At 63.4% G+C, this 25264-nt stretch carries 25 protein-coding genes; 21 read left to right on the forward strand and 4 right to left on the reverse strand.

The annotated features are described in order from the left end of the window. Positions 1 to 89: 89 nt before the first annotated feature. The 12 genes from ACQ4WN_RS07890 to bla all read left to right on the forward strand — a co-directional run bounded on the left by ACQ4WN_RS07890 (position 90) and on the right by bla (position 11305). Complete coding sequence (locus tag ACQ4WN_RS07890; protein WP_436551028.1) at positions 90 to 791, forward strand: Crp/Fnr family transcriptional regulator; 702 nt, start codon at positions 90 to 92, stop codon at positions 789 to 791. A 62-nt stretch (positions 792 to 853) separates the two neighbouring features. Further along, complete coding sequence (locus ACQ4WN_RS07895) at positions 854 to 1477, forward strand: helix-turn-helix transcriptional regulator (RefSeq protein WP_436551029.1); 624 nt, start codon at positions 854 to 856, stop codon at positions 1475 to 1477. A gap of 8 nt (positions 1478 to 1485) precedes the next feature. After that, positions 1486 to 1884, forward strand: coding sequence for a DUF2946 domain-containing protein (locus tag ACQ4WN_RS07900; RefSeq protein ID WP_436551030.1), 399 nt, complete (start codon positions 1486 to 1488; stop codon positions 1882 to 1884). A 64-nt stretch (positions 1885 to 1948) separates the two neighbouring features. Next, positions 1949 to 2545: an SCO family protein gene (locus tag ACQ4WN_RS07905; protein ID WP_436551031.1), complete on the forward strand. Its 597-nt coding sequence runs from the start codon at positions 1949 to 1951 to the stop codon at positions 2543 to 2545. A gap of 19 nt (positions 2546 to 2564) precedes the next feature. Next, a complete protein-coding gene (locus ACQ4WN_RS07910; RefSeq protein ID WP_436551032.1) occupies positions 2565 to 3035 on the forward strand; it encodes a copper chaperone PCu(A)C in 471 nt (156 codons plus the stop codon). A gap of 123 nt (positions 3036 to 3158) precedes the next feature. Next, complete coding sequence (locus ACQ4WN_RS07915) at positions 3159 to 3836, forward strand: CerR family C-terminal domain-containing protein (protein WP_436551033.1); 678 nt, start codon at positions 3159 to 3161, stop codon at positions 3834 to 3836. Continuing rightward, positions 3833 to 5041 (forward strand): multidrug effflux MFS transporter, encoded by a 1209-nt coding sequence (locus ACQ4WN_RS07920; RefSeq protein ID WP_436551034.1) that lies wholly within the window; start codon positions 3833 to 3835, stop codon positions 5039 to 5041. Before ACQ4WN_RS07915 ends, ACQ4WN_RS07920 begins: the two co-directional genes overlap by 4 nt. Before the next feature lie 121 nt (positions 5042 to 5162). Continuing rightward, positions 5163 to 6509 carry a DUF3422 family protein gene (locus ACQ4WN_RS07925; protein WP_436551035.1) on the forward strand — a complete coding sequence of 449 codons (1347 nt, stop codon included), beginning with the start codon at positions 5163 to 5165 and terminating at the stop codon, positions 6507 to 6509. A 75-nt stretch (positions 6510 to 6584) separates the two neighbouring features. Then, positions 6585 to 8081 (forward strand): hypothetical protein, encoded by a 1497-nt coding sequence (locus ACQ4WN_RS07930; protein ID WP_436551036.1) that lies wholly within the window; start codon positions 6585 to 6587, stop codon positions 8079 to 8081. Positions 8082 to 8144: 63 nt separating this feature from the next. Then, positions 8145 to 8537 carry a BlaI/MecI/CopY family transcriptional regulator gene (locus ACQ4WN_RS07935; RefSeq protein WP_436551037.1) on the forward strand — a complete coding sequence of 131 codons (393 nt, stop codon included), beginning with the start codon at positions 8145 to 8147 and terminating at the stop codon, positions 8535 to 8537. 8 nt (positions 8538 to 8545) lie between these two features. Continuing rightward, entirely contained in the window at positions 8546 to 10297 is a 1752-nt protein-coding gene (locus tag ACQ4WN_RS07940) for a M56 family metallopeptidase (RefSeq protein WP_436551038.1), read from the forward strand. 57 nt (positions 10298 to 10354) lie between these two features. Then, the gene (bla, locus tag ACQ4WN_RS07945) at positions 10355 to 11305 is read left to right on the forward strand and encodes a subclass B3 metallo-beta-lactamase (RefSeq protein ID WP_436551039.1); all 951 of its coding nucleotides are present in this window, start codon (positions 10355 to 10357) and stop codon (positions 11303 to 11305) included. A gap of 10 nt (positions 11306 to 11315) precedes the next feature. Here bla and ACQ4WN_RS07950 read toward each other — a convergent pair whose 3' ends face one another. Beyond that, positions 11316 to 11639, reverse strand: a complete 324-nt coding sequence (locus tag ACQ4WN_RS07950; RefSeq protein WP_436551040.1) for a tetratricopeptide repeat protein — start codon at positions 11637 to 11639, stop codon at positions 11316 to 11318. Positions 11640 to 11884: 245 nt separating this feature from the next. Between ACQ4WN_RS07950 and ACQ4WN_RS07955 the strand changes: the two genes are divergently transcribed. Next, positions 11885 to 13972, forward strand: coding sequence for a TonB-dependent siderophore receptor (locus tag ACQ4WN_RS07955; protein WP_436551041.1), 2088 nt, complete (start codon positions 11885 to 11887; stop codon positions 13970 to 13972). Positions 13973 to 14119: 147 nt separating this feature from the next. Then, positions 14120 to 15289 (forward strand): acetyltransferase domain-containing protein, encoded by a 1170-nt coding sequence (locus ACQ4WN_RS07960; RefSeq protein WP_436551042.1) that lies wholly within the window; start codon positions 14120 to 14122, stop codon positions 15287 to 15289. 23 nt (positions 15290 to 15312) lie between these two features. Here the strand turns inward: ACQ4WN_RS07960 and ACQ4WN_RS07965 are convergent, their stop codons facing one another. Together ACQ4WN_RS07965 and ACQ4WN_RS07970 are read right to left on the reverse strand one after the other, a co-directional pair. Continuing rightward, positions 15313 to 15843 carry an isochorismatase family protein gene (locus tag ACQ4WN_RS07965; RefSeq protein WP_436551043.1) on the reverse strand — a complete coding sequence of 177 codons (531 nt, stop codon included), beginning with the start codon at positions 15841 to 15843 and terminating at the stop codon, positions 15313 to 15315. Positions 15844 to 15895: 52 nt separating this feature from the next. Further along, a complete protein-coding gene (locus ACQ4WN_RS07970; RefSeq protein WP_436551044.1) occupies positions 15896 to 16813 on the reverse strand; it encodes a LysR family transcriptional regulator in 918 nt (305 codons plus the stop codon). Positions 16814 to 16934: 121 nt separating this feature from the next. On the opposite strand from ACQ4WN_RS07970, the gene ACQ4WN_RS07975 reads away from it, so the two are divergent. From ACQ4WN_RS07975 to mmsB, 3 genes are all read left to right on the forward strand, one after another. Next, a complete protein-coding gene (locus tag ACQ4WN_RS07975) occupies positions 16935 to 18152 on the forward strand; it encodes an ABC transporter substrate-binding protein (protein WP_436551045.1) in 1218 nt (405 codons plus the stop codon). Between the two features lie 146 nt (positions 18153 to 18298). Further along, on the forward strand, positions 18299 to 19813 hold the full coding sequence (locus tag ACQ4WN_RS07980; RefSeq protein ID WP_436551046.1) for a CoA-acylating methylmalonate-semialdehyde dehydrogenase: 1515 nt from the start codon (positions 18299 to 18301) through the stop codon (positions 19811 to 19813). Between the two features lie 15 nt (positions 19814 to 19828). After that, positions 19829 to 20722: a 3-hydroxyisobutyrate dehydrogenase gene (gene mmsB / locus ACQ4WN_RS07985; RefSeq protein ID WP_436551047.1), complete on the forward strand. Its 894-nt coding sequence runs from the start codon at positions 19829 to 19831 to the stop codon at positions 20720 to 20722. On the opposite strand, the gene ACQ4WN_RS07990 is transcribed toward mmsB, so the two are convergent. Then, the gene (locus ACQ4WN_RS07990; protein ID WP_436551048.1) at positions 20719 to 21117 is read right to left on the reverse strand and encodes a DUF1090 family protein; all 399 of its coding nucleotides are present in this window, start codon (positions 21115 to 21117) and stop codon (positions 20719 to 20721) included. The two genes, mmsB and ACQ4WN_RS07990, sit on opposite strands and share 4 nt — an antisense overlap. Before the next feature lie 154 nt (positions 21118 to 21271). Here ACQ4WN_RS07990 and ACQ4WN_RS07995 point away from each other — a divergent pair, with 154 nt between their 5' ends. From ACQ4WN_RS07995 to ACQ4WN_RS08010, 4 genes are all read left to right on the forward strand, one after another. Continuing rightward, positions 21272 to 21892 (forward strand): tetratricopeptide repeat protein, encoded by a 621-nt coding sequence (locus tag ACQ4WN_RS07995; RefSeq protein ID WP_436551049.1) that lies wholly within the window; start codon positions 21272 to 21274, stop codon positions 21890 to 21892. Then, entirely contained in the window at positions 21889 to 22890 is a 1002-nt protein-coding gene (locus tag ACQ4WN_RS08000; protein WP_436551050.1) for a tetratricopeptide repeat protein, read from the forward strand. Before ACQ4WN_RS07995 ends, ACQ4WN_RS08000 begins: the two co-directional genes overlap by 4 nt. Positions 22891 to 22958: 68 nt before the next feature. After that, positions 22959 to 24173 (forward strand): AGE family epimerase/isomerase, encoded by a 1215-nt coding sequence (locus tag ACQ4WN_RS08005; protein WP_436551051.1) that lies wholly within the window; start codon positions 22959 to 22961, stop codon positions 24171 to 24173. Then, complete coding sequence (locus tag ACQ4WN_RS08010) at positions 24170 to 25093, forward strand: carbohydrate kinase family protein (RefSeq protein WP_436551052.1); 924 nt, start codon at positions 24170 to 24172, stop codon at positions 25091 to 25093. Before ACQ4WN_RS08005 ends, ACQ4WN_RS08010 begins: the two co-directional genes overlap by 4 nt. Positions 25094 to 25264 lie beyond the last annotated feature (171 nt).

The following is a 25264-nucleotide window of genomic DNA, read 5'->3' on the forward strand; positions in this document are numbered from 1 at the left end:
GTAGCTCCCTGTTTCGGGATTGATACCGGCCAGCATAGCACCGGCACTTGGAAATCACTGTCATCTTAGTGACAAGTCTGAAGGATGGAATGGATAGCAACGATAGTGTAGACCGTGCGGTGCCAGAACTCGATAGCCACGACTGGTTCAAGGCCCTCGATACGCGACATCAGGCGCTGTTGCGCGCCGGCAGCGTGCTCCGGCATTACGAGGCGGGCGCCTTCATCACGCGGCGCGGCGAACCGTCGGCGCACTGGATCGGCGTGCACACGGGCTTGATCAAGCTGGCCGTCTACAACGCCGATGGGCGCGGTGCCACGTTTTCCGGCGTGCCGGCGGGCGGCTGGTGTGGCGAGGGCAGCGTGCTCAAGCGCGAACTGCGCCGCTACGACGTGGTGGCCGTGCGCGCCGCGAACATCATCCTGGTGCCGGTGGAGCTGTTTCATCTGCTGCTGGCCGAGAGCCTGTCGTTCAATGCCTTCGTCATCCGCCAGTTGAACGAGCGCATGGGGCAATTCATCGCCACCATCCAGAACCAGCGCCTGCTGGCCGTCGATGCGCAAGTGGCGCAAGCCATCGCGCAGCTGTTCCATCCCATGTTATATCCGCGCACTTCCAGCGTGCTTGAGCTGTCGCAGGAAGAAATCGGCTTGCTGACCGGCATTTCGCGTCAGCGGGTGAAACTGGCGCTGGGTCGCCTGGCCGAATTAAAACTGATCAGCATTGCCTATCAATCCATCCGCGTGGTGGACCTCGATGGCTTGCGCCGCTACGGCGTAGCGTCGCTGTGATGACAGACTGCTTGCGCGATATGTGGCATGCTGATGGCTCGTTCACCAGATTGACCTGATGCATGGCCCTCGTTTCCGATCATCCCTTGCACTTGCTGGGCTTGCGCTTTCCGCTCAGGCTGCGCGTGACCGTGCGTCAGGGTTTTGTGACTTTGCATAATGAAATCACCACCAAGAAGCTGGCCAGCGGCGACAGCTTTGTCGTGCCCGCTTTCTTGCGCTTTGCCTGCGACGTGATGCCGGGGCGAGGCAAGCCGGCCGTGTTCACGCTGGCGCTGGAAGGTGACGCGCCGGAGGGCGGCCACGGCGGCGGCAAGCGCTGGAGCCAGGCGCTGGCGCAGCACATCTTTGATACGCCGCAAGGCAAATGGACGGCGGCGCGCCTGGCGGCCCTGTGGCAAGTGACGCCGCACAAGGCCAGGGCGCGCCTGTTTGCCGAGGGCGAGGCATTGCTCAGCCTGGTGCGCGAGCAGCGCCTGGCGCACGCGCTGCACACGGCGGCGCAAGCGGACGCCGACGGCGTGCACGGCGAGCGCGACCTGGCGCAAGTGGCGGCCGGCTCCGGCTTTGCCTCGATCCCCGCGTTTTGCGACGCCTGCGTGGACGTGGCCGGCGTACGCCCCAGCCTGTTCCTGCGCGGCCAGGCGGGCGCGCTTGCGCAACGCGAAAGCCATACTCCGCTATAATCGGCGGCATGGGATCTTTCTTCAAGCGCAAACAGTGGCATCTGTGGTTCGCCTGCCTGGCGATACTGCTCAATGCGCTGTCGCCCTCCCTGTCGTATGCGTTTGCCTCGCTGCACGCGAACGCGAACAGCGCTGGCGTCGAAATTTGCTCGGCCAGCGGCGCCGTCTACACGCAAGCGGACCTGGCGCCAGCCGTCAAATCCACCACCGATTCCGTACTGCACCACATCGAGCATTGCCCGTTCTGCATGAGTCACGCGGGCAGCGTGGGTTTGCCGCCATCTTCGTCATCACCGCTGACCGTCATCACGGGCCACGACGGGTATCCACCGCTGTTCTACCAGGCGCCCCGGCCCCAGTTCGCGTGGCTGGGCGCCAGCCCGCGCGGCCCGCCTTTGAATGCCTGAACGCACCAGTCACGCCTTCTACATCCTAACTTGTCTCAACTACGCCCATTGGGCCGGAATTACCATGAAACGTCGTCTTTTTCTTCTCGCCGGCACGGCGGGATTGCTCACGCTTGCCGCTTGCGAACAAGCACCGAAACCCCATTACAACGGTCTGGACCTGACGGGAGGCGATTACAAGCCCGACTTCAAATTGAGCGGCCCCGACGGCAAGGTTTACACCCTGGCCGATTTCAAGGGCAAGTATGTGATGGTCTTCTTTGGCTTCACGCAATGCCCGGACGTGTGCCCGACAGCCCTGTCGCGCGCGCTGGAAATCCGCCAGAAACTGGGCGCCGATGGGGATAAACTGCAAGTGATCTTCATCAGCATCGATCCCGAGCGCGACACGCCCGAGTTGCTGGGCGAGTACATGCGCGCTTTCGACCCCAGTTTTCTGGGCTTGCGCACGGACCCGCAGGCGACGGCGCAGACGGCCTTCAACTACAAGGTCTTCTACCGCCGCGTGCCGAGCGGCAGCTCGTACACGATGGACCACACGGCCATCAGCTATGTGCTCGATACCGAGGGGCGCATGCGCCTGGGCTTGAAACACCAGTTGACGGGCGATGAATGCGTGCAAGACATCAAGACCCTGATGCAATCGAAATACACTTTATAACGACACCGAGGAAATAATCATGACCCATTTGAAAAACCTGCTGGCCACGGCCCTGACCGTGCTGTCCTTCTCCGCCATCGCACAAAGCAGCGTGCAAATTTCCGACCCGTGGGTGCGCGCCACCGTGCCCCAGCAAAAAGCCACGGGCGCCTTCATGCAGATCACGGCGCCAAAAGCCATGCGCCTGCTGGAAGTGCGTTCGCCCGTGGCGGGCGTGGCGGAAATCCATGAAATGAGCATGGCAGACAATATGATGCGCATGCGCCAGGTCAAGGAAATCGCCTTGCCAGCCGGCAAAGCCATCGAGCTGAAGCCGGGTGGCTACCACGTGATGCTGCTGGAACTCAAAGGGCAAGTGAAGGCGGGCGACAAGATCCCGCTGACCCTGGTCGTCGAAGGCGACGACAAGCGCCGCGAAACCATCGAAGTCAATGCCGTGGCCCGTCCGCTGGGGACTGCCTCGGCCCCGATGCCAGCGATGAAGCATTAAGCCCGCCGCTACACCCCTGAAAAGCCCGGTTCGCCGGGCTTTTTTGCGCTCATTTGAAAATTAAACAGCTGTTTGATACAATCTCGAAGAATATTAAACAACTGTTTAAAAGATGGGAATGGCATGAAGCAAGAAAAGGAAAGCGAGAAAGAAAGCGAACCGGCGCGCGCGCGCATTCTGCAAGTGGCGGCTGAGCTGTTTGCCGAGGAGGGCTACAAGGGCACCTCCGTGCGCCGCATATGCGAGGCGGCGAGGGTCAATGTGGCGATGGTCAATTACTATTTTCATAGCAAGGAAGAGCTGCACCTTGCCGCCTTCGACCATGCGCGCGCGCTGGCGCGGGCTTCGGCCGCCGACGTGGCTGCCGCCAGCGCGCAGGCACAGCTGCCGCCCGTGGAACAGTTGCGCCTGGCTATTGAGGCGCTGGTGTCCGACATGCTGCGCTCTGGCCCGGCATCGCTCTTCAGCCGCCTGGTGGCGCGCGAACTGATCGAGCCGACGGCCGCTATCCACAAGCTGGCCGAGCGCAATGTGCGGCCCCAGCATGCCTTGTTTACGGGCTTGATCCGTGGCGTGGTGGGGCCGGCCATGCCGGTGGAGGTGGTGCAGAAATGCGTGTTCAGCGTGATCGGCCAGGCCGTGTTCTATGCCCGTTCGCGCATCGTGCATGAACTGGTGGCGCCGGAACTCGCGTATGACGAGGCGGGCATCGCCAGCATCGCGCGTCACGTGTCGCAATTCTCGCTGGCGGCCTTAGCTGGCTTGCGCCGCCAATATGACGATGTGCAGGTGCATGCATGAAGGCGCGCAACCTGACCCTGGTGCTGGCTGGCCTGGCCATGCTGGGCCCGTTCGCCACCGATACTTTCTTGCCATCATTTCCCGCGATCGGCACGCATTTCGACGTCAGCAGCGTGCTGGTGCAGCAAACCCTGAGCGTCTACCTGGCCGCTTACGCCTTCATGACCTTGTTCTACGGCACTTTGTCCGACTCCTTTGGCCGCCGTCCGGTGATTCTCGCCTCGCTGTTGATCTTTGCCGTGGGCTCCATCGGCGCCGCGTTTGCGCCCAGTTTTGGCTGGCTGCTGTTCTTCCGCGGCATGCAGGGCGCCTCGGCGGGAGCGGGCAGGGTGATCGGGCAAGCCATCGTGCGCGACACCCTGTCGGGTGCGGCCGCGCAAAAGATGCTGGCCAACATCATGATGGTGTTCGGCATCGCGCCCGCCATCGCCCCCATCATCGGCGGCTGGCTGCACGTGGCCTACGGCTGGCAATCGACGTTCGTATTCACCTTTGCCGTCACGGTGCTGCTGTTGCTCGCCTGCCTGAAAGGCTTGCCGGAAAGTTTATCTGCCGAGCAACGCCAGCCTTTTCACCCAGGCCACATCGCGCGCAATTACTGGCTGGCCTTGCGCCACCGGGCATTCCTCTTGCGATCGCTGGCCGTGGCCTTCGCCTTCGGCGGCTTCGCCCTGTACATCGCGTCCGCGCCGCATTTCATCCTGGAATTGCTGCGCCTGCCGGAAACGGCGTTTGGCTGGATGTTCATCCCCATGGTGGCGGGTTTGGTGCTGGGCTCGGCGCTGTCGGGCAAGCTCGCCCATGCGGTGAAAAGCACCGTGCTGGTGCGCTGGGGCTTGCTGGCCATGGCGGCCACGGGCGCGATTAACATTGCCTATAACCACTGGTTTAGCGCCAGCATACCGTTTGCCGTCGTGCCCGTGATGCTGTATGCGTTTGGCATGTCGCTGGCCTTGCCGGGCATGACCATGTCCACGCTCGATATTTTCCCGCAGATGCGGGGCCTGGCCGCGTCCTTGCAAAACTTCGTGCAAATGCTGGTGTTTGCACTGGTGTCCGGTTTTGTCGCACCGCTGCTGTTCGACAGCGCTTTCAAGCTGGCGCTGGGGCAGGCTTCGGCCGTGGCGCTGGCCGCCGTGTTCTGGTGGCTGGGCAGCCGCCAGGCAGCGGGGCAGGGCGCATCTGTAATGATCAAAACAACATGACAGGCCTTGGAAAAGAGTGGCATGCTTTCTGCTTTGTTACACTGTGACATCAGACCCGTGCTGCGGGCACAGCTGCACGCGCGCGGGTCTAAGCAGTTTTGCAACTTTACCTTTGGCTATCATGCACTTGATTAACTCCAGTTTGAACCACGCCTTGCGCGTGCCGCTGGCTGCGGAAATTCACTCGCGGCCGTTTTTGCAGCTCGATGCGCCCGAGCTGATCACCCATCTGGCCGTCTACAAGGATGACAGCGCGGCGCCCGGTGCGTCGAATGTGGCGGCTCAGCACGCTACGTTGGCGGCCCTGTGCACGCATTTCGGCGTCACGCCGCCCGCCGCCGAAGCCAAGTATTTTTATTACGACTTTGGCCGCTTCCGCCTGAAATGGGAATGCCACACGGAATTTGCCACGTTTACCTTTGCCGAGCGCCCGGCCGCTGCCTTGCCTTTGGCGCAGGCGTTCGAGCGCATGCCGCTGGAGCAGTTGCCGCAGCAATGGCTGGTGGGCTTGAAGGGCAAGCTGATGGTGGCTGCCCACGTGGTGCTGGAACAGGCAACTGAACCGGCCGAGATCTTCATGCAGGGCTTGTCGCGCGTGTTTGAGGGCAACACCCTGGCCGGCAGCAAGGTGTTGCAGGGCGGCGAATTGTGGACCGATTTTACGATCCAGTCCGACGGTTTCAGCCGTTTCGTCATCCGCGACGCGGGCATGCGCTCGCAGCAGTCAGGCCGCCTGGTGCAGCGCGTGCTGGAAATCGAAACCTACCGCATGATGGCCTTGCTGGGCTTGCCCTACGCCATGCAGGCGGCGCCGTCGTTGAATGCCATCGAGAATGAACTGGCGACCCTGGCCGCCGCCATGGTCGACACGGATGATGCGCCGGGCCTGGCCAAGGCCGACGAGGGCGTTGCCGAGCAAGCCTTGCTTGACCGCATCACGCGCCTGGCGGCCCGCATTGAAAAGCTGTCACTCGACAATAGCTACCGTTTTTCTGCCTCGAAAGCGTACATGGGCCTGGTCAAGGCGCGTATCGAGGAGTTGCGCGAAGTGCGCATCGAGGGTATTCCCACGGTCGAGGAATTCATGGACCGTCGTTTGACGCCCGCCATGAATACCTGCGAGGCGATGGCCAGCCGCCAGGAAGCGATGGCGCAGCGTATCGCCAACACGAATGACTTGCTGCGCACGCGCGTGGGCATCGTGCAGGAATTGCAAAACCGGCAAATCCTGCAATCGATGAACGCCCGCGCGGCGCAGCAACTGCGGCTGCAGCAAGCGGTGGAGGGCTTGTCGGTGGCCGCCATCTCGTATTACGTGATCGGTTTGTTCAGCTACACGGGCAAGGCGGCCAAGGTGATGGGCTTGCCCGTAAACCCGGAAATCCTCGTCGGCGCGCTGGTGCCGTTCGTGGCGGCCGGCGTCTGGCTGGGGCTGCGCCGCATGCATCACAAGTTGCACACGGACTGAGCCGGCGGCGCGTACGCCGCGCACCGCCAATCTTTGCTATCGTGCGGGCCTCACCGTTCGACACAAGGATAGACAGTGCTTGCTAAAGTTGGAGATATTTACAGTGTCTTCTCGTCCAGGCTACAGCAGTATGTCGCTTGCCAGGTCACGGCCATCGAGGACAAGGCGTCGTCCGGCAGGCCCCCGCTGGCCGCCATTTTGCAGCTGGACTGGACGGGCGATGCCTTGCCCGATGCGGACGCCGTGCAAGCGATGCGCCCCCTGGTATGCGACTACTATTTCTGGAACAAGCGCCACGACCACAGCTTTGCCAACGCCAGGGTGCCGCGCCATTACACCTTGGTGGCCAATGTCGCGCCCCTGGTCGATACGGCAGTGAAAAGCTATAGCGGCGGCTGGCACATGGGCGACAGTGTTTACCGCCAGCGCCGCTGGGAGCGGGTCGACCCGGCCAGGCGCCGGCGTTTCAGGGCGGCATCGAGCGAGGAAGTGCGCATAGGCAGTCAGACCGTGTGCCAGAAGACGAACCGCATCGACGACGGCATCCTGCAGGCGCTTGGTGATCTGTCCGAACTGGATCAGCTGCCCTGTCTGACGAGCATCGAGACGCGCCACGGCAGTGCGGCGCTGGCCGCCTACATCAATGGCAACCCCATCATCAATGAAGTGCACTGGCAGTCGTCGACGGTCCAGGAGCTCGACTTGCGCAACAGCAATGTCAGCCGCCTCATCGTGTATTCCGAATGCTTGCAATCGCTGCGCCTGAACGAGGGCCTGGCATCCCTGATACTAAATGGCGCGCCGTCGCCATCGCTGCACATCGACGACCCGCATGCGGGCCGCTTCCTGCGCCTGCAGTTGTCCGGCGCCGTCGCGCCATTCCATGGTCTCGATCAGCTGGCGCGCCTGTCGCTGAGCGCCATGCCGGCCGTCGATTTCGATGTGGTGGCACAGCGTTTCCCTGCGTTGACTGACTTGACCGTATGGGGCAAGCCGGGGCTGGCGTCGAACGTGGCCAGCATCGCCAAATTGACCCGCTTGCAGGATTTCACCGCGGATGAACTGTTCGGCTACGGTCCCGATGACTTCCCCGCGCCGACGCAGTTGCCGGCCTTGTCCAGCCTGTGCCTGACCAGCCTGCCGCTGGACGCTGCCAAGGCTATCAAGGCCAGCTATAAAAAGGCGGCGGCGCTGGGCCTGGACCTGTCGGTGACGCGGCCGCGCAAGCCGGAATGGCTGGCGGAAAACCTGCACAACGCTTTCCGCGACTGGGATGGCCGCGCACATATTTCGGCGGCATATGCCAAAAAGGCCGCGCAGGCGTACAAGAAGCTGTCGGCCACGGTGCGCACGCTTGACGCGGTGAGCGATGCCGAGACTGCGCAAACCATGGCGCACGAGCTGGTCACTGCCTATGTCGGCGTGTTCAACCAGATCGAGCGGCGCTCCAGCATCATCGAGACGGTGGAGCGCGATGAAATCTATGTGGCGCTGGAGCAGGTGCTGACGCAAACGCAGCTGCCGGATGTTGCGGCGCTGTATGCCTTGTTCGACCGCTTGCGCGAATTTTAGCCGCTTCCACACTCTAGAAAAAAAGTTCTAGACATGAGGTTCTAGAATGGGTATTCTAGCTGCATGTTAAAAAATACCTCCACTCCCCATCCCACCGCTGCCGAGCTGGACTTGCTGCGCATCCTGTGGCGGCGCGGTCCGTCCGACGCCCGCGCCGTGTACGACGCCCTGGCCGATGAGCGTGCCGACGCCAGCTACGCCACCGTGCTGCGCCAGCTGCAACTGATGCATGGCAAGGGGCTGCTGAGCCGCGATGAAAGCCAGCGGCCGCAGCTGTATGCCGCCGTCGACGCGCAGGAAAAGTTGCAAACGAGTTTGCTCAAGGATTTGATCGGCAAGGTATTTTCCGGTTCCGGCAAGGCGCTCGTGCTGACGGCGCTGCGCGAGCACGTGAGCGACGCTGAGCGCCTGGAAATTGAAAAAATCCTGCGCAGCAAGGACGGCAACGCGCCATGAACCTGGACATGCGCTTGGGCATAGATTTGGGCAACTTCGTGCCGGCGCTGGGCTGGGTCTTGCTGTATTTTGTCTGGCAGGGCGTGATCGTCGGCGCCGTGTCCGCTGTCCTGTTCTGGCTGCTGCGCCACGCCAGCGCGCGCTGGCGCTATGCCGTCTGCGCGCTGGCGTTGCTGCTGTGCCTGTGTATTCCCACCGTCCATCTGCTGTCGCTCCTGTCGGCCCCGGACGCATCGCCGGCCCGGCTGTCGATGCTCGCGCCGCCCGCCTGGCGCGCTGCGCTGCAAGCGTGGATGCCGGCCCTGGTGCTGGGCTGGAGTGCCGGCGTTGGCTTGATGAGCTTGCGCCTGTGCCTGGGCCTGGCATGGGTGGGCAAGCTGCGCCGCCAGGCAGTGGCGGCGCCGGCCATCTGGCAGGCGCGCCTCGATACGCTGGCGCTGCGCATGGGCTTGCACCGGCGGCCGCCGCTGCAGCTGCATGCGGGACTGGCCAGCCCCGTGACCGTGGGTTTCTGGCGTCCCGTCATCCTGCTGCCGGCGGCCTTGCTGAGCGGCATGCCCGTCGCCTTGCTGGAAGCGCTGCTGGCGCATGAACTGGCCCACGTGCGGCGCTGGGATTATCTGGTCAATCTGCTGCAAAGCGTGGCCGAGGCGCTGCTGTTTTTCCATCCAGTCGTCTGGTGGCTGTCGGCGCGCATGCGGGCCGAACGGGAACAGGTGGCCGATGCGCTGGCTGCACAAGCGCTGCAAGACCCGCAGCAGCTGGCCACGGCGCTGCATGCGCTATCGCTGTACACGGCTGTGCCGCAGCATTCCGGCTTGCTGATGTCGGCACGGGGAGGGGCGCTGCTGACGCGCATCGAACGTCTGATGGCGCCGGGCCCCGACACGGCCGGCTGGAAACTGGCCGTGCCCGCCTTGCTGCTGGCCTGCGCCACCCTCTTGCTGCAGGTGCAGGAAAAGCCCGCAGTCAACGGGGCAATGCTGGCCGAGGCTGCCGCCAGCATGCTGGAGTTGCCCGTCAGCGCGAAACACATGCTGGTATTTGACGACAGCACGGGCCAGGTGTTGATGGCGAAGGATGCCGATGCCGTGGTGCCGATTGCCTCGATCACCAAGCTGATGACGGCCATGGTGGTGCTGGACGCGGGCCTCGACCCGGACGAACAGCTGCGCATTGTGCGCGCCGATGGCGATGCTTCGCTGCAGCGCCACAGCCTGCTGGCCGAGGGCGTGGCCGTGTCGCGCGGCGCGCTGTTGCAACTGGCGCTGCTGCCATCCGAGAACCGCGCCGCCGCCGCGCTGGCGCGCACCTATCCGGGCGGCAGCGCGGCGTTTCATCAGGCCTTGCAGGCGAAGATCCGCCACCTGGGCCTGACGCGCACCACCCTGACGGACCCCGTCGGCAGTTCGCCGGCGAATACGTCCACGGCCAGCGAGGTGGCGAAGATCGTGGCGGCGGCCGCGCGCTACCCGGACATCGCGCGCATCACCAGCCACCCCCAGGCCAGCGTGGCCGTCAATGGCAAGACGCGCACTCTGCACAATACCAATGCGCTGGTGGGTGGCAAGGGCTGGGACATTTTGCTGTCGAAGACGGGCAGCAGCCACGAGGCGGGCAGCTGCCTGACCATGCGCATGCGCAGCGGCGACAAGCACGTCACCGTGGTGCTGCTGGACGCCGCCGGCGCGCAGCGGCGCTCGCTCGACGCCGGCCACATCCGCGACAGCCTGGCCGACAGGACTGGCCGCATGCATTGATACCCCCCCCCCGGGCGCGCCACCGAGGGCGCCCTTTTTTACACTCTGGAGATGAAGATGACACTATTGGCGAAGTTGATGCTGGCTACGGTTGCGACCATGACGGCAGGTACGGTGCAGGCAAAGGCGCCGGCACCGATGCAGGATAAACCTGTTAATTGCGATAATTGCAAGGAATGGAATGCGCCCGTCAAGCCGTTCAATATCCATGGCAATAGCTGGTATGTGGGCACGGCCGGTCTTTCCGCCGTGCTGGTGACGAGTCCGCAGGGCCACATCCTGCTTGACGGCGCGCTGCCGCAATCGGCGCCCCTGATCATCGCCAGCATCAAGGCGCTGGGCTTTCGCATCGAAGATGTGAAATATATTCTCAATTCGCATGCTCATTGGGACCATGCGGGCGGCATTGCCGCGCTGCAACGAGTCAGTGGCGCCACGGTGGTGGCCAGCGCAGCGGCCGCCCCGGTGCTGCAAAGCGGCACCAATGGCAAGGATGACCCGCAATACCAGGCCAATCCCGTCGTGCATGTCGCCAAAGTGGCCAAGGTCAGCCTGGTGGGCGAGGGCGATACCGTCAAGGTGGGGCCTTTGGTGCTGACGGCCCACATGACGCCGGGCCACACGCCCGGCGGCACGACGTGGACCTGGACCTCGTGCGAAGGGGCGCGCTGCGTGAACGTGGTGTACGCGGACAGCCTGAACCCGTATGCCAGCGGCGATTTTACTTACACGGGCAAGGGCGGCACGCCCGACATTTCGTCCTCGTTCGAAGCGAGCATCGCCAAGGTGTCCGCCTTGCCATGCGACATCATCATCCCCGTGCATCCGGGCACGACGGACGTGCTGGGCAAGGCGGCCAAGCGCAGCGGCACGGACAATCCCCTGATCGACGCGAATGCCTGCCGCGCCTATGCGGCCGAGGCGGGCGGCTTGCTGGCCAAGCGCCTGGCGAAAGAGCGTGGCGAGGCGGCGCCTCTTGAAGCCAAGGGTGCAGCGCACGCGCATTAATTAATCTGGTTTACTCTGCCGCCTGCTGCTGTTTTTGCAGGCGTTTCAGGAACACCGTCACTTCCTTGACGGCTTGCAGGTCGCCTTGTTGCTGGGCCACAGTCACGCCCGTCGTCCAGGCGGCCTGCGCTTCCTCCAGCCGGCCCAGCTGGTGCAAGGCCTTGCCCAGCAGTTTCCAGGCGGCGGAATAACCCGCTTGCTGTTGCGTCGCCTGCGCCAGATGCAGGGCGGCTTGCTCGGCGTCATGCTCTTTCAGGTAAGTATCTCCCAGGCCAAAGCGCAGCAGGGCGCTGTCGCGCCCCTGCGCCAGCAGTTTTTCCAGTTTTTCACGCATTCCCGGCTCCAGATTAATATGCAAGTTATTTCTTGTATATTAATGCCTGGGGCGTTTGTCCGCAAGCTATCGGTGGCTTGCAGTACTCAGCCTATGCGCTGACTTTTTGTCCATCTGCGGTGCTGCGGCGTAAGCAGGCTGGTTCGCTAGTCGGGCGGCAATTGAGTCAGGCAAGTCTTTTAATGAGAGTTGATTATCATTTATAATGCAATTCATCTGCATTTAAATCTCTTTCAGGAATCTCCATGCTCCACTCTTTACCGCGTCCGATGGCGCTGCTGCTGGCCGCCGCCAGTCCGCTGGCCCTGGCGGACGGACTCGCTGCACAAGATGTCGTCACCGTCAGCGCCGAGCGCCAGCATTACCGCAGCCTGTCCGCCACGGGCGCCACCAAGACGGACGCATTGCTGATGGACTTGCCGCAAAGCGTGCGCGTGCTGACTGGCGACCTGCTGCGCGACGCGGGCGTGACGACCCTGGCCGGCGCGCTGGACCTGGCCAGCGGCATCGCGAAGCAAAGCCCGCTGGGCGGTCTGTGGGACAGCTATGCCATGCGCGGCTTTACGGGCGACCCGAATTTCGGATCCGACTACATGGTCAACGGTTTCAGTTCCAGCCGCGGTTACAACGGCATGCGCGATGCCGGCAATACGCAGACGGTCGAAGTGCTGAAAGGCCCCGCCTCGGCCCTGTACGGCCGGGGCGAGCCGGGTGGCACGGTGAACATCACGACGAAAAAGCCGAAGTTCGCGCCGGAATACGCCGCCGACGTTTCCCTCGGCAGTTTCCAGACGCGCCGCGCCGCGCTGGACTTGACGGGGCCCTTGGGCGACAGCTTTGCCTACCGTTTGAACGCGGCGCATGAAGAAGGGCACAACTTCCGCGATACCGTGAAAGTCGAGCGCAGCCTGTTTTCTCCCTCGTTCCTCTGGCTGGTGGGCGAGCACACGACCGTGTCCTACGAAATCGAAGCGGTGCGGCAGCGCGCGCCGTTCGACCGGGGCGTGCTGGCCGTGAATGGCAAGCTGGGGGCCGTACCCGTCTCGCGCTTCCTGGGCGAACCGGACGATGGCCCCATGACGGTCAAGTCGCTGGGGCAGCAGTTATTTATCCATCACGCGCTGTCCGACGACTGGACGGTGCAGGCGGGAGCTTCTTACCGCGACAGCGAATTGACAGGCTATTCGACCGAGGCGAACAAGCTGCTGGCCGATGGGCGCACTCTGAATCGCCAGCGCCGCTACCGCGATTTCTCGGCCACCGACGTGTCGGCACGGGTCGAGTTGTTGGGCAAGTTCAGGACGGGGGCGCTGGCGCACGAAGTGCTGGCCGGCGTCGACGCCTATCACTTCGACGACCATCGGGTACAGCTGCGCCGCAATCCCACCGCCGCGAATGCGTATGCCATCGATATTCTTGCGCCCGCGTACGGCGGCAAGGCCGCTCCGCTGGCCCTGTCCATCGACACGCAGGAAGGGCAACAGGCGCGCGGCCTGTATGTGCAAGATCAACTCGAGCTGGGCGCGCAATGGAAGGCGCTGGTCGGCGTGCGCCACGATACGTACACGCAGGACGTGACGAATAATCGCTTCAATACGAACAACAGCCAGTCGCTGTCGGCCACCAGCCCCCGCGCGGGCCTCGTCTACCAGCCGTCGCAAACCTGGTCGCTGTATGCGAGTGCGGCCAAGGGCTTCCGGCCCAACAGCGGCATCAGCATCGCCAACCAGGCTTTCCCGGCCGAGCGCAGCCGCTCGTATGAGCTGGGCGCGAAGCTGGAGACGGGCAAGCTGACGGGCACCGTGGCCGTCTACGACATCCGCAAGAGCAATGTGCTGACGACGAATCCCGCCAACACGGACTTCGCGATTGCGGCGGGCGAGGTAGGCAGCCGGGGCCTGGAGCTGGACGTGTCGGGCGAAATGGCGCGCGGCTTGCGCGTCTCGGGCGCCTATGCGTACACCGACGCCACCGTCACGCGCGGCGATAACACCATCGTCACGGGCAGCCGCTTCGCCAACGTGCCGCGCCACAGCGCCAACCTGCTGGCCACGCAGCAATTCGCGCTGGGCGCGGGCACGGCCAGCGTGGGCGGCGGTGTGCAGTACGTGGGCGAGCGCCAGGGCGACGTGGCCGTCAGCAGCAGCTTTACCTTGCCGGCCTACACGACAGCCAGATTGCTGGCATCGTATGCGCCGACCGCGAAACTGCGCCTGGCCTTGAGCGTGGAAAACCTGTTCAACCGCAGCTACTATGCGAGTTCCTACAGCCAGTTGTGGGTGGCGCCGGGGGCCGAGCGCAGGCTGACCCTGAATGCGCATTACAGGTTTTGATTTGCACAATGCCGGGGCAGTGTTGAGAACCAGCAGCATAAAGCTGGGGTCAGACCCGACGGGTCTGACCCCGGATTTTTGCCTGTGCGGCAAGTGACGCCTACGACACTCCAACGCACCAAGGCACCAATACATAGACATAAACTAATGACTGTTTCCACATCCCTCAATTCCCCCGCCACCCTGCGCACCCGCATCGCCGTCATCGACGTACTGCGCGGCCTCGTCATGCTGATCATGCTGTTCGACCATGTGCGCGAAACCGTGTTTTTACACCACCAGGTCAGCGACCCGATGGATGCGGCCCACGTCGATCCGGCCCTGTTCTTCACGCGCATGGCCGCACACTTTTGTGCGCCCATGTTCGTCTTCCTGACAGGACTCTCGGCCTGGCTGTATGCGCATCCGGCGGCCGGTCCCCGCAGTGCTAGCGGCTTCCTGTTCAAGCGGGGCTTGCTGCTGGTCGTGCTGGAACTCATATTCGTCAATGTCGCCTGGAGCGGGGCGTTTCCTCCCGCCGTGCTGTACTTGCAGGTGATCTGGGTCATCGGCCTGGCCATGATGGCGCTGGCCGTGCTGCACCGGTTGCCTTTGAAACTATTGATGGTGCTGGGCGTGGCGATCATCGCGGGACAGCATCTGCTCACGGGCTTGCACGCGGAGCAGGGCAGCCTGGCTTATTATGGTTTGACGTTGCTGCTGCAACGCGGTTATCTGGTGGCCGATGGCGCCATGAAAATCAAGGTCAGCTATCCGCTGCTGCCGTGGATAGGCGTGATCGTGCTTGGCTATGCGGCCGGTCCCCTGTATGCGCGCACCTTCAGCGCCGAGGCCAGGCGGCGCTGGCTGCTGGCGATGGGCGGCGGCAGCCTGCTGCTGCTGGCCGTGCTGCGTGGCTTTAATCTGTATGGCGAAACCCTGCCATGGGTGGCGGGCGACACGGCCCTGCGCACGGCCATGAGCGTGCTGAACTTCACCAAGTATCCGCCTTCGCTGGACTTTTTACTCTTCACCCTGGGCCTGGGGCTGCTGGGCCTGGCCTGGCTGGAAAGCGCCAATAACTGGTTCACGCGGGCTTGCGCCACGTTTGGCGGCGCGCCCATGTTTTATTACTTGCTGCATCTATATCTGCTGCTGCTCATCAGCCTCACCTTGACGGCCGTGCTGGGCGCCAACCACGGTGCCCGCTATGGCGTGGAACATATCTGGCAAGTCTGGATGCTGGCCTTGCTGCTGATGCCCGTGCTGTACTTTCCCTGCCGCGCGTTTGCCAACTACAAGCGGACCTCGCAGCAGGCATGGGTGCGCTACTTCTAGGCTAGTCTGTTGCGCGAGAATGGCTATTTGATCAGCGCCAGCACCTCGCGGAAGCGCGGATGCTTGCAATCGCGCAGCCATTCGAAAGCCAGCATTTCCACCGTCACCAGATGGGCGCCCAGCTTGTCCAGGCGGGCCAGCGCCGCGTCGCGGCTGGCGGCCTGGCGCGAGCCGACGGCGTCGATGGCGATGATCACCTCATACCCCAGCTGCAGCAGGCCGATGGCCGTCTGCAGCATGCATACATGGGCTTCGCAGCCCGTGACGACGATCTGTCTGCGCCCGCCGGGCAGCATATCCTGCAAGCCGTCGGCACAGGCGCCGAAATGCGTCTTGTGCAAGGTCCGTTCGCACAGGGCGGCGATTTCCTCCACGTTCGGCCCCAGGCCCTGGCGGTTCTGTTCCGTGCCCAGCACGGGCACGTCCAGCAGGCGGGCGATCTTTGCCAGTCGCAGGTTTTGCGCCAGCACCAGGCCTGCATCGTGGATGGCCGGCATCAAGCGGCCTTGCAGGTCGACAATGACCAAAACAGCCTGGTTCGCATCCATCAGCATGGCATTCTCCTTTAATCGGTAGGTGGCGACAGTGTAGCTCGCTGCGGCTTGCTTAAGCTGGCCAGCTGGGCGTGGCCGTTTCGCCCATCAGGTAGGCGTGATTCAGGTCGATGGCGGTACGCAGGTAATTCCACAGGGCGCTGACCCGCGCGATGTTGCGCCGCTCGCTCGGCGAGATCATCCAGAAGGCGCGCAGCAAATCGATCTCGCCGTCGAGCAGGGGCACCAGCTCGTTCGACTGCTGGGCCACGAAGCAGGGCAGGATCGCCAGCGCCTGGCCCGCGCGCGCCGCGTGGTACTGGGCGATCACGCTGGTGCTGCGAAACGCGCGCAGCGAATCGGGCGCCACGTTATCCATGTAGCGCAGCTCGGCGCTGAAGACCAGGTCGTCCACGTAGCCGATGATCGGGTGCTGCGCCAGTTGCGTCACGCTGGTGATGGGCGCATGGCGCGCCAGGTAGGCTGGCGTGGCGTACAGTTTCAAGCGGTAGTCGGACAATTTCGTCACCACATACGGGCCGGACAGGGGGCGCTCGATGGAAATGGCCACGTCCGCCTCGCGCTTGGACAGGCTGACGAAACGGGGCACGGCGATCAGGTCCACGCTGATGTGCGGGTAACGCCCGCAAAACTGTGCCAGGTGGGGCGCCAGCACGATGGCGCCGAAGCCTTCCGTGGCGCCCAGGCGCACCTGGCCCGACAGCAGCCGGTTGTGTTCGCCCAGTTCCTCGGTGGCGGCAAATACCGTGCTTTCCATCGTTTCCGCGTATTCCATCAGGCGGTGGCCCTCGGGCGTCAGCTGGTAGCCCACGTAATTGCGGTCGAACAGCTGCGTGCCCACCTGCTCCTCGAACTTGCGCATGCGCCGCGATACGGTGGAATGGTCGATGCCCAGCTTTTTCGCCGCATCGACGAGGCCGGCGCTGCGCGTCAGTTCCAGGAAGACCCGTACATTGTCCCAATCGAGCATGGCAACCCCTCCTTGTGCATTTTTGCAAAGGAATTATGCATTAATTTCACTTGAGTGCATATTTTTACACATGCAGAATGCATCTAAACATATAAGAAAACCCATTCACCTGGAGACACGCATGAAAAAAACCGTTCTGGCCATGGGCGCGCTGGCGCTTTCCCTTTCCTTTGGCGGCGCGCACGCGCAAATTTCCGATGGCGTCGTCAAGGTGGGCATCCTGACCGACATGTCCGGCCCGTATTCGGCCATGGGTGGGCGCGGTTCCGTCGTCGCCAGCCAGATGGCCGTCGAGGATTGCATGAAGGCCGAATGCAAGGGCATGAAGATCGAAATCCTCTCGGCCGACCACTTGAACAAGGCCGACATCGCCGCCTCCAAGGCGCGCGAATGGATAGACCGCGACAAGGTCGACGCCATCGCCGACCTGACCAATTCCTCGGTGGCCCTGTCCGTGCAAAAGCTGATGAAAGAGAAGGGCGGCATCGCCATGTTCAGCGGCCCTGCCACCGGGCGCCTGACGAACGAGGATTGCTCGCCGAACGGCTTCCACTGGATGTTCGACACCTATTCGCAGGCGGCCGGCACGGCGGCGGCACTGACTAAATTAGGGCAGAAATCGTGGTATTTCGTCACCGTCGATTATGCGTTCGGCCATTCGCTGGAAAAGGATGCCAGCGAAGTCGTCAAGCACAATGGCGGCACGGTGCTGGGCGCCGTGCGCCACCCGCTCAACGCCTCCGACTTCTCGTCCTTCCTGGTGCAGGCGCAAGGCTCGAAAGCGCAGGTGATCGGGCTGGCAAACGGCGGCGCAGACGTCGTCTCGGCAATCAAGCAGGCGCGCGAGTTCCGTATCGGCAGCGGTAAGGACCAGCGCCTGGCTGCCTTGCTCGTGTTCCTCTCCGACGTGCATGCGCTGGGGCTGGAAACGGCCCAGGGCCTGGTCTACGCGGACGGCTTTTACTGGGATTTCGATGACCGCAGCCGCGCTTTCGCCAAGCGTTTCGAGGCGCTCAACAAAGGTGCCAAGCCAACCATGGTGCAAGCGGGCGTGTATTCCAGCGTCTACCACTACCTGAAATCGGTGGCGGCCGCGAAGAGCGACGATTCGAAAATCATCGCCCAGAAAATGCGCGAGCTGCCCATCAAGGATGCCGTCATGAACAACGCCTCCATCCGTCCCGATGGCCGCGTCATCCACGACATGTATCTGGTGCAGGTGAAAACCCCGGCCGAATCGAAAGGCGCGTGGGATTACCTGAAGGTGCTGTCCACCATCCCCGCCGACCAGGCCTTCAAGCCGATGGATGCGGCGGCGTGCAACCTGGTCAAGAAATAATTTTCGGCTGAGCAGCAGAGTGCCGGGGTCAGTTCCTTCGGAATCGGAATTTCCCCCACTGGGGGAAATTCCCCCGGCGGGTCTGATCCCAGATTTCCGCTGCTGTGACGGGACTTTCGCATATCGAATTAACGGAGCCTAAAAAAATGAACCAATCCCTCACTCGAATCCCTTCCATCGCGCTGCACATCGGCGGCAAGCACCACGCATCAAGCAGCAGCGAATGGCGCGACGTCGTCAACCCGGCCACGCAGGAAATCGTCGCCAAGGTGCCGTTTTCCACTCGGGACGAAGTCAACCTCGCCGTCGCCACGGCCAAGGAAGCGTTCAAGACGTGGCGCAATACCCCGCTGGCCGCACGCATGCGCATCATGCTCAAGTACCAGCACCTGATCCGCGAAAACATCGCTACCTTGGCGGAACTGATCACGCGCGAACATGGCAAGACACTGCCCGACGCGGAAGGGGAGGTGATGCGTGGCCTGGAAGTGGTGGAGCACGCGTGCTCGATCGCCACCCTGCAGCTGGGAGAAATTGCTGAAAACGCGGCCACGGGCGTCGATGTCTACAATATCTACCAGCCGCTGGGCGTGGGTGCCGGCATCACGGCCTTCAACTTTCCCGTCATGCTGCCGTGCTTCATGTTCCCCATCGCTATCGCCTGCGGCAATACCTTCGTGCTGAAACCGTCGGAGCAGGACCCGTCGTCGACCATGTACCTGGTCGAACTGATGTACCAGGCGGGCTTGCCGGCCGGTGTGCTGAACGTCGTGCATGGTGGCGCGGACGTCGTTAACATGCTGTGCGACCATCCCGACATCAAGGCCGTCTCCTTCATCGGTTCCACCCACGTGGGCACGCATGTGTACCGCCGCGCCAGCGAGTCGGGCAAGCGTGCGCAGTCGATGATGGGCGCGAAAAACCATTGCGTGGTGCTGGCTGACGCCAACAAGGAACAGGCGATCAATAACCTGATCGGCGCGGCCTTCGGCGCGGCCGGCCAGCGCTGCATGGCCAATTCCGTCGTAGTGCTGGTGGGCGAAGCCCGTTCCTGGCTACCGGAAATCGTCGCCCGCTCGCAGGCGCTGAAGGTGGGGCCGGGCAGCGACCGCACGGCCGACCTGGGGCCGATGGTATCGAAAGCGGCCATGCAGCGCGCGGAAAAGCTGATCCAGGCGGGCGTGGACGAAGGCGCGCAGCTGCTGCTCGACGGCCGCGGCCACAAGGTGGCCGGCTACGAGGGCGGCAACTTCATGGGCCCGACGATTTTCTCGAAGGTGGCAGCGTCGAACTCCGTCTACACGCAGGAAATCTTTGGTCCCGCCATGTGCGTGGTCGAGACGGACAACCTGGACCAGGCCATCGCCTTCATCAACGCCAACCCGAACGGCAACGGCACCTCGATCTTCACCTCGTCCGGCTGGGCGGGGCGCAAATTCCAGAATGAGATCGACGTGGGGCAGGTGGGCATCAACGTGGCCATACCCGTGCCCGTCGCCTACTTCAGCTTCACGGGGTCGCGCGCGTCGAAACTGGGCGACCTGGGCCCGAACGGCAAGCAAGCCCTGTACTTCTGGACGCAGACCAAGACCGTCACGGCGCGCTGGTTCGCCCCGGACGATGGCGGCAGCGGCGTCAATACCACCATTTCGATGAAATAAGGGGCAAGGATGAGCGTGAGTACCAATATCGTTTTTATCGGCCTCGGCAACATGGGGCTGCCCATGGCGCAAAACCTGGTGCGCGCCGGCCACGCGGTCACGGGTTTTGACTTGCTGCCGGCCAGCGTGCAGCAGTTTGCCGACGGCGGCGGCCTGGTGTCCGATGACCAGGCGGCAGCGATCCAGTGCGCCGACATCGTCATCACCATGCTGCCGGCCAGCCGCCACGTGCTGGGGGCGTATTTGGGGGACGCTGGCATTCTGGCGCAGGCGCGGCCCGGCACCCTGCTGATCGACTGTTCGACGATTTCCACCGAGGCGGCGCGCCAGGTGGGCCGCGCGGCGCAGGAGAAGGGCTTGCCCATGCTGGATGCGCCCGTCTCGGGCGGCACGGCGGGCGCCAGCAACGGCACCCTGACCTTCATGGTGGGCGGCGCAGAGGCGGCGCTGGCGGCGGCGCGGCCTTACCTGGAGATCATGGGCAAGGCGATTTTCCACGCGGGCGGCTCGGGCTGCGGCCAGACGGTCAAGATCTGCAACAACATGCTGCTGGGGATACTCATGATCGGCACCAGCGAAGCGATACGCCTGGGCGTGGCCAACGGGCTTGACCCGAAGGTGGTGTCGGACGTGATGGCGAAAAGCTCGGGCCGCAACTGGACCCTGGAAGTGTACAACCCTTGCCCGGGCGTGGCCGAGAACGTGCCCGCGTCGCGCGGCTACACGGGCGGCTTTGGCGTCGACCTGATGCTGAAAGACCTGGGCCTGGCCGTGGAAAGCGCGCTGGCCAGCGGCGCGAGCGTGCCGCTGGGCGCGCTGTCGCGCAATTTATATAGTTTGCACAGCAAGGCGGGAGCGGGCGCGCTGGATTTTTCCAGCATTTATCAACTGCTGGGGGAGCAAGCTTAAGGCTGCTGCGCCTGCAGGGCAGCCAGTTCCGCCCTGGCTTTTTCCAGCTTGCCTTCCAGCTTGGCGATTTTTTTCGGCTGCTTGTTCGCTTCCTGGGCCAGGCGCAGCGAACGCTCCGTCTGATTCACCTTCGCCTGCGCCTTCAGCACCTTCTTGTTGTGACGCTCGGCCAGCACATTGTCGCGGCAGTGGGCATTGACTTCGTCGAGCGCCCGCGTCAGGCCCGCAACCTTGTCGGACAGGCCCTGTTCCTGCGCCTGGCGCAATTCGCTGCGGATGCTTTCGCGCTTGGCGGCGCAGCCGGCCAGCTGGGTGTCGGCGGCGCTGGCAGTGGTGCTGGCGCTGGCGGCGAGGGCGACGAGCAAGGTCAAGGCGGTTTTCGATAGGCGATTCATGGCGTTCCTGGGCAGGTTGGTTTAGTGGATGCAATGTAAGCCCGCCGGCGTGCCCTGTCAAACTTCCCGTGCAGTGCGCGCCTCCGGTGCGGGGCATCGGCTACCATGCGTGTTTTCTTCTTCCCGACACCATCGCATGCCCAGGAAATTACTCTTGCTGATCCCTTTTCTACTGCCGCTATCCGTTCTGGCGCAACCTTCGCCCACTTTGCTCGACCTGCAGTTGCTGGCCATCGCAGCGCGTGCCGATGCGCCGGCCAGGGACCCGGCCAATATCGCCGCATTTGCCCAGACACGGCGTGCGGCCGAAGCGGGCGATGTGGTGGCGCAACTGGACTTGGCGCGCAAGCTGCAGTTGGGCGTCGGCGCGCCGCAAAGCACGGCGCAGTCGATGGCCTGGCTGCGCAAGGGCGTGGCGCAAGGCGACGTACTGGCGCAAACCATTCTGGCGCTGGAATTCATCGACGGCGACAGCAGTGCCGAAGAACAGGCGCTGGCCATCAAATGGCTGGAGGCGGCGGCAGAGCAGCACTTTGTTCCTGCCTATAACGCGCTGGGCGAGCGCCTGATGCGGGTGGCCACGGACGATGAACAGCGCAGCGAGGCCTTCGCCTGGTATCAACGATCGGCGCGTGAAAAGGATACAGCCGGCATGCGCAACCTGGCCCGCGCGCACGAGCTGGGTCTGGGCGTGAAACAGTCGGACCAGTGGGCCATGGTCTGGTATGAGTGGGCCGAATGGCGCGGCAAGCTGGCTGAAAAGGAAAATAAATGAAGACTATCCTGTTCATTTTGAGCCTGACGCTGGCGCAGCCCGTGCTGGCCCAGGCAGTCGCCGCGCCAGCGCCACGCCAGCATCCGGCGCTGGCCGAATTCGATATGTCCGGCCTCGACGACATGCGCGCTAGAGTGCAAGCGGTGATCAACCGTCCGGCCGATCTGTCGCCGGACAAGGTCGCTGCCTTCGAGAAGACACGCCGCGCGGCAGAAGGGGGCGACACGGCAGCCCAGCTGGAGCTGTCGCAGATGCTGCACGACGGCGAAGGCACGCCGCGCGACGTCGACGCCGGCCTGGCGTGGATGCAAAAATCGGCCGAAGGCGGCTATTGTCCGGCGCAGGCTTTCCTCGGCGTGGCCTACACGCTGGGCCAGGGCATGGCAATCGACCGCAAGCTGGGCGAATACTGGTCGCGCAAGGGGGCCGCGCAAGGCGTGGAACTGGCCAACTTCACGGTGGCCATGCACTTTGAGAATATCCACAGCAGCGCGGAAGAACAGGCGCATGCGCTGCACTGGCTGAAGTTTTACGCCGAAAAGGGTTTCATCCCCGCCTACAATGAAATCGGCTACCGTCTGATGATGACGGCGCACGCTGACGCGCAGCGCAAGGAAGCATTCGGCTGGTACATGAAGTCGGCCAAGGTGCTCGATCCCTCAGGCTTGAACAATGTCGCCTACTCGTACGAGGTGGGGCAGGGCGTGCCGCAGAGCGACGAGGCGGCTCTGGGCTGGTACGAAATGGCGGCCATCGCGAAAAGCCCGCCGGGGCAGACGGGCTTCGCGCGGCTGCTTGAGCAGGGCCGTGGCGGACCCACCCGGCAGGGGCCGGCGCCCAAGCCCTTCGCGCTGTATCTGCTGGCCGCGAAGCAGGGCGACGTGGAAGCCATGGAACGGCTGGTCAAGGTGTACGATGAGGGCGAGCTGGAACAGGCGGCCGACCCTGTGCAGGCGGCAATGTGGCGTGAAAAGCTCCGCCTGGCCAAGGCTCCCTGAATGGGAGAGACGGGGCGGAAACGGCATGCTATCATCATTGTTATCGATAACAATATTATGAGAGACCGATGAATCCCGATTTCCGCTCCAGGGAAATGCTCGACAAGCATATCCTGCACACGATGCACTTTTATCACCCGCGCGCCATCGATGCGAGCGGCGGCTTCTATCACTTCTTCCGCGATGATGGCACCGTCTACGACGCCAGCACGCGCCATCTGGTCAGCAGCACGCGCTTCATCTTCAATTACGCCATGGCTTACCGCCACTTTGGTGACGACGATTACCAGGCGGCGCTGCGCCACGGCGTGGCCTTTTTGCGCGACGTGCACCGCGACCCGGCCACGGGCGGCTACGCCTGGCAATTGAAATGGCAAGACGGCGTCAAGACGGTGGAAGACGGCGCCAACCACTGCTACGGCCTGGCTTTCGTGCTGCTGGCCTATGCCCACGCCTTGCAGGCGGGGATGTCGGAAGCGCGCGCGTATCTGGACGAGACCTTCGAACTGATGGAGCAGCGCTTCTGGCTGCCCGAACACGGCCTGTATGCGGACGTGGCCAGCGCCGACTGGGCGACGCTTGACGGCTACCGGGGCCAGAACGCCAACATGCACGCCTGCGAAGCCATGCTGGCCGCATTCGAGGCGACGGGCGAGGCGCGCTACCTGCACCGCGCCGAGACGCTGGCGCACAATATCACGGTGCGCCAGGCGGGTCTGGCGAACGGCATGATATGGGAGCACTACAAACCCGACTGGTCGATCGACTGGGACTACAACCTGCACGACAAGAGCAATATTTTCCGCCCGTGGGGCTACCAGCCCGGCCACTTCACGGAATGGGCCAAGCTGCTGCTGCTCATGGAGCGCCACGCCAGATTCATGGCCGGTCCGTCCGACTGGCTGCTGCCGCGCGCGCGCGCACTGTACGACACGGCGCTGTCCAAGGCCTGGGATGGCGTGCATGGCGGCATCCACTACGGTTTCGGCCCGCAGGACGAGATCTGCGATGGCGACAAATACTTCTGGGTGCAGGCGGAAAGCTTTGCGGCCGCCGCAGTGCTGGCCGCGCGCACGGGCGACGAAGCCTATTGGCGCAGCTACGACAAGATCTGGGACTACAGCTGGACGCACTTTGTCGACCATGAGCACGGCGCCTGGTACCGTATTTTGACGCCCGAGAACGGCAAGATCAGCGACGAGAAAAGCCCGGCCGGCAAGGTCGATTATCACACCATGGGCGCCTGCTATGAAGTGCTGAACGTGCTTGGCGGTGTCGCATGAGTGCCGCCAATTTTCCACGCTTTGTTTCGGCCGGCGAAGCGCTGACGGACATGCTGCGTACGGGCGCGGATTCCTGGAGCAGCCAGGTGGGCGGCTCGACCTGGAACGTGGCGCGCGTGATGGCGCGCCTGGGCGTGCCCAGCGCCTTTGCGGGCGCCGTCAGCCTCGACGTCTTCGGCGACGCGCTGGCCGCTGCCACCGAGGCGGCGGGCCTGGACATGCGTTTCTTGCAGCGCCGTGCGAAGTCGCCGTTGCTGGCCATCGTGCATGAACTGCATCCGCCCACCTATTACTTTATCGGCGACGACAGCGCCGACCTGCATTTTGACGCGGCGCAGCTGCCCAGCGGCTGGATGCAGGGGGCGCAATGGGTGCATTTCGGCGGCATCAGCCTGGCGCGCGAACCGCTGGCGGGCAAGCTGGTGGCGCTGGCGCAGCAATTGAAGGCGGCCGGCGTGAAGATCAGCTACGACCCGAATTTCCGCATCATGATGGATGAGCGCTACGATGCCACCCTGCGCCGCATGGTGGAACTGGCCGACGTGGTTAAAGTATCGGATGAAGACCTGGCGGGCCTGTTCCGCCATGACGACATCGATGGCGCGTTTGCCATCCTGCGCAGCTGGAATCGGCACGCCACGTATTTGTATACGCGTGGTGCGCAGGGCGCGGCGCTGTACCAGGGCGAGCAAGCATGGCAGGCAGCGCCGCCCGTCATCGAGGTGATCGACTCGGTGGGGGCGGGCGATGCCAGCATCGGCGGCTTGCTGTACAGTCTGATGAACCGGCCCGATGCCGATGGCGGCCAGCATTTGCGTTTTGCCGTTGCGGCGGGCGCGGGCGCTTGCCTGGCGGCCGGCGGTTCGCCGCCCTCGGTGCAATTGGTGGTATCGTTGCTGGAGCGCACTATATTGGGATGATGTGCGCATGCAGTGTGCATTAAGGGCGCCAGCGCGCCCTTTTTGCAATAATAGGCGTAAGATTTGCTCACTTGCCATGTCAAGCGCCTGTGCTGGAAGTGTCTTTATCTGCGAGGATAGGCTCTGGGCCATGCGCTGACAATATGCCGTTCCTCCCATTGCCGTGCATGG

It is taken from the genome of Janthinobacterium pasteuri, assembly GCF_051380775.1.
Lineage (GTDB): Bacteria > Pseudomonadota > Gammaproteobacteria > Burkholderiales > Burkholderiaceae_D > Janthinobacterium.

Bases quoted from the DNA above. Each gene is read 5' to 3' on its own strand.
- ACQ4WN_RS07925 (WP_436551035.1), top strand. From the start codon at position 5,163: ATGCACTTGATTAACTCCAGTTTGAACCACGCCTTGCGCGTGCCGCTG.
- ACQ4WN_RS07975 (WP_436551045.1), top strand. From the start codon at position 16,935: ATGAAAAAAACCGTTCTGGCCATGGGCGCGCTGGCGCTTTCCCTTTCC.
- ACQ4WN_RS07895 (WP_436551029.1), top strand. From the start codon at position 854: ATGGCCCTCGTTTCCGATCATCCCTTGCACTTGCTGGGCTTGCGCTTT.
- ACQ4WN_RS08000 (WP_436551050.1), top strand. From the start codon at position 21,889: ATGAAGACTATCCTGTTCATTTTGAGCCTGACGCTGGCGCAGCCCGTG.
- ACQ4WN_RS07940 (WP_436551038.1), top strand. From the start codon at position 8,546: ATGCGCTTGGGCATAGATTTGGGCAACTTCGTGCCGGCGCTGGGCTGG.
- ACQ4WN_RS07990 (WP_436551048.1), bottom strand. From the start codon at position 21,117: ATGAATCGCCTATCGAAAACCGCCTTGACCTTGCTCGTCGCCCTCGCC.
- ACQ4WN_RS07920 (WP_436551034.1), top strand. From the start codon at position 3,833: ATGAAGGCGCGCAACCTGACCCTGGTGCTGGCTGGCCTGGCCATGCTG.
- ACQ4WN_RS08010 (WP_436551052.1), top strand. From the start codon at position 24,170: ATGAGTGCCGCCAATTTTCCACGCTTTGTTTCGGCCGGCGAAGCGCTG.
- ACQ4WN_RS07905 (WP_436551031.1), top strand. From the start codon at position 1,949: ATGAAACGTCGTCTTTTTCTTCTCGCCGGCACGGCGGGATTGCTCACG.
- ACQ4WN_RS07955 (WP_436551041.1), top strand. From the start codon at position 11,885: ATGCTCCACTCTTTACCGCGTCCGATGGCGCTGCTGCTGGCCGCCGCC.
- ACQ4WN_RS07910 (WP_436551032.1), top strand. From the start codon at position 2,565: ATGACCCATTTGAAAAACCTGCTGGCCACGGCCCTGACCGTGCTGTCC.
- ACQ4WN_RS08005 (WP_436551051.1), top strand. From the start codon at position 22,959: ATGAATCCCGATTTCCGCTCCAGGGAAATGCTCGACAAGCATATCCTG.
- ACQ4WN_RS07970 (WP_436551044.1), bottom strand. From the start codon at position 16,813: ATGCTCGATTGGGACAATGTACGGGTCTTCCTGGAACTGACGCGCAGC.
- bla (WP_436551039.1), top strand. From the start codon at position 10,355: ATGACACTATTGGCGAAGTTGATGCTGGCTACGGTTGCGACCATGACG.
- ACQ4WN_RS07960 (WP_436551042.1), top strand. From the start codon at position 14,120: ATGACTGTTTCCACATCCCTCAATTCCCCCGCCACCCTGCGCACCCGC.
- ACQ4WN_RS07915 (WP_436551033.1), top strand. From the start codon at position 3,159: ATGAAGCAAGAAAAGGAAAGCGAGAAAGAAAGCGAACCGGCGCGCGCG.
- ACQ4WN_RS07980 (WP_436551046.1), top strand. From the start codon at position 18,299: ATGAACCAATCCCTCACTCGAATCCCTTCCATCGCGCTGCACATCGGC.
- ACQ4WN_RS07950 (WP_436551040.1), bottom strand. From the start codon at position 11,639: ATGCGTGAAAAACTGGAAAAACTGCTGGCGCAGGGGCGCGACAGCGCC.
- ACQ4WN_RS07900 (WP_436551030.1), top strand. From the start codon at position 1,486: ATGGGATCTTTCTTCAAGCGCAAACAGTGGCATCTGTGGTTCGCCTGC.
- ACQ4WN_RS07935 (WP_436551037.1), top strand. From the start codon at position 8,145: ATGTTAAAAAATACCTCCACTCCCCATCCCACCGCTGCCGAGCTGGAC.
- ACQ4WN_RS07890 (WP_436551028.1), top strand. From the start codon at position 90: ATGGATAGCAACGATAGTGTAGACCGTGCGGTGCCAGAACTCGATAGC.
- ACQ4WN_RS07965 (WP_436551043.1), bottom strand. From the start codon at position 15,843: ATGCTGATGGATGCGAACCAGGCTGTTTTGGTCATTGTCGACCTGCAA.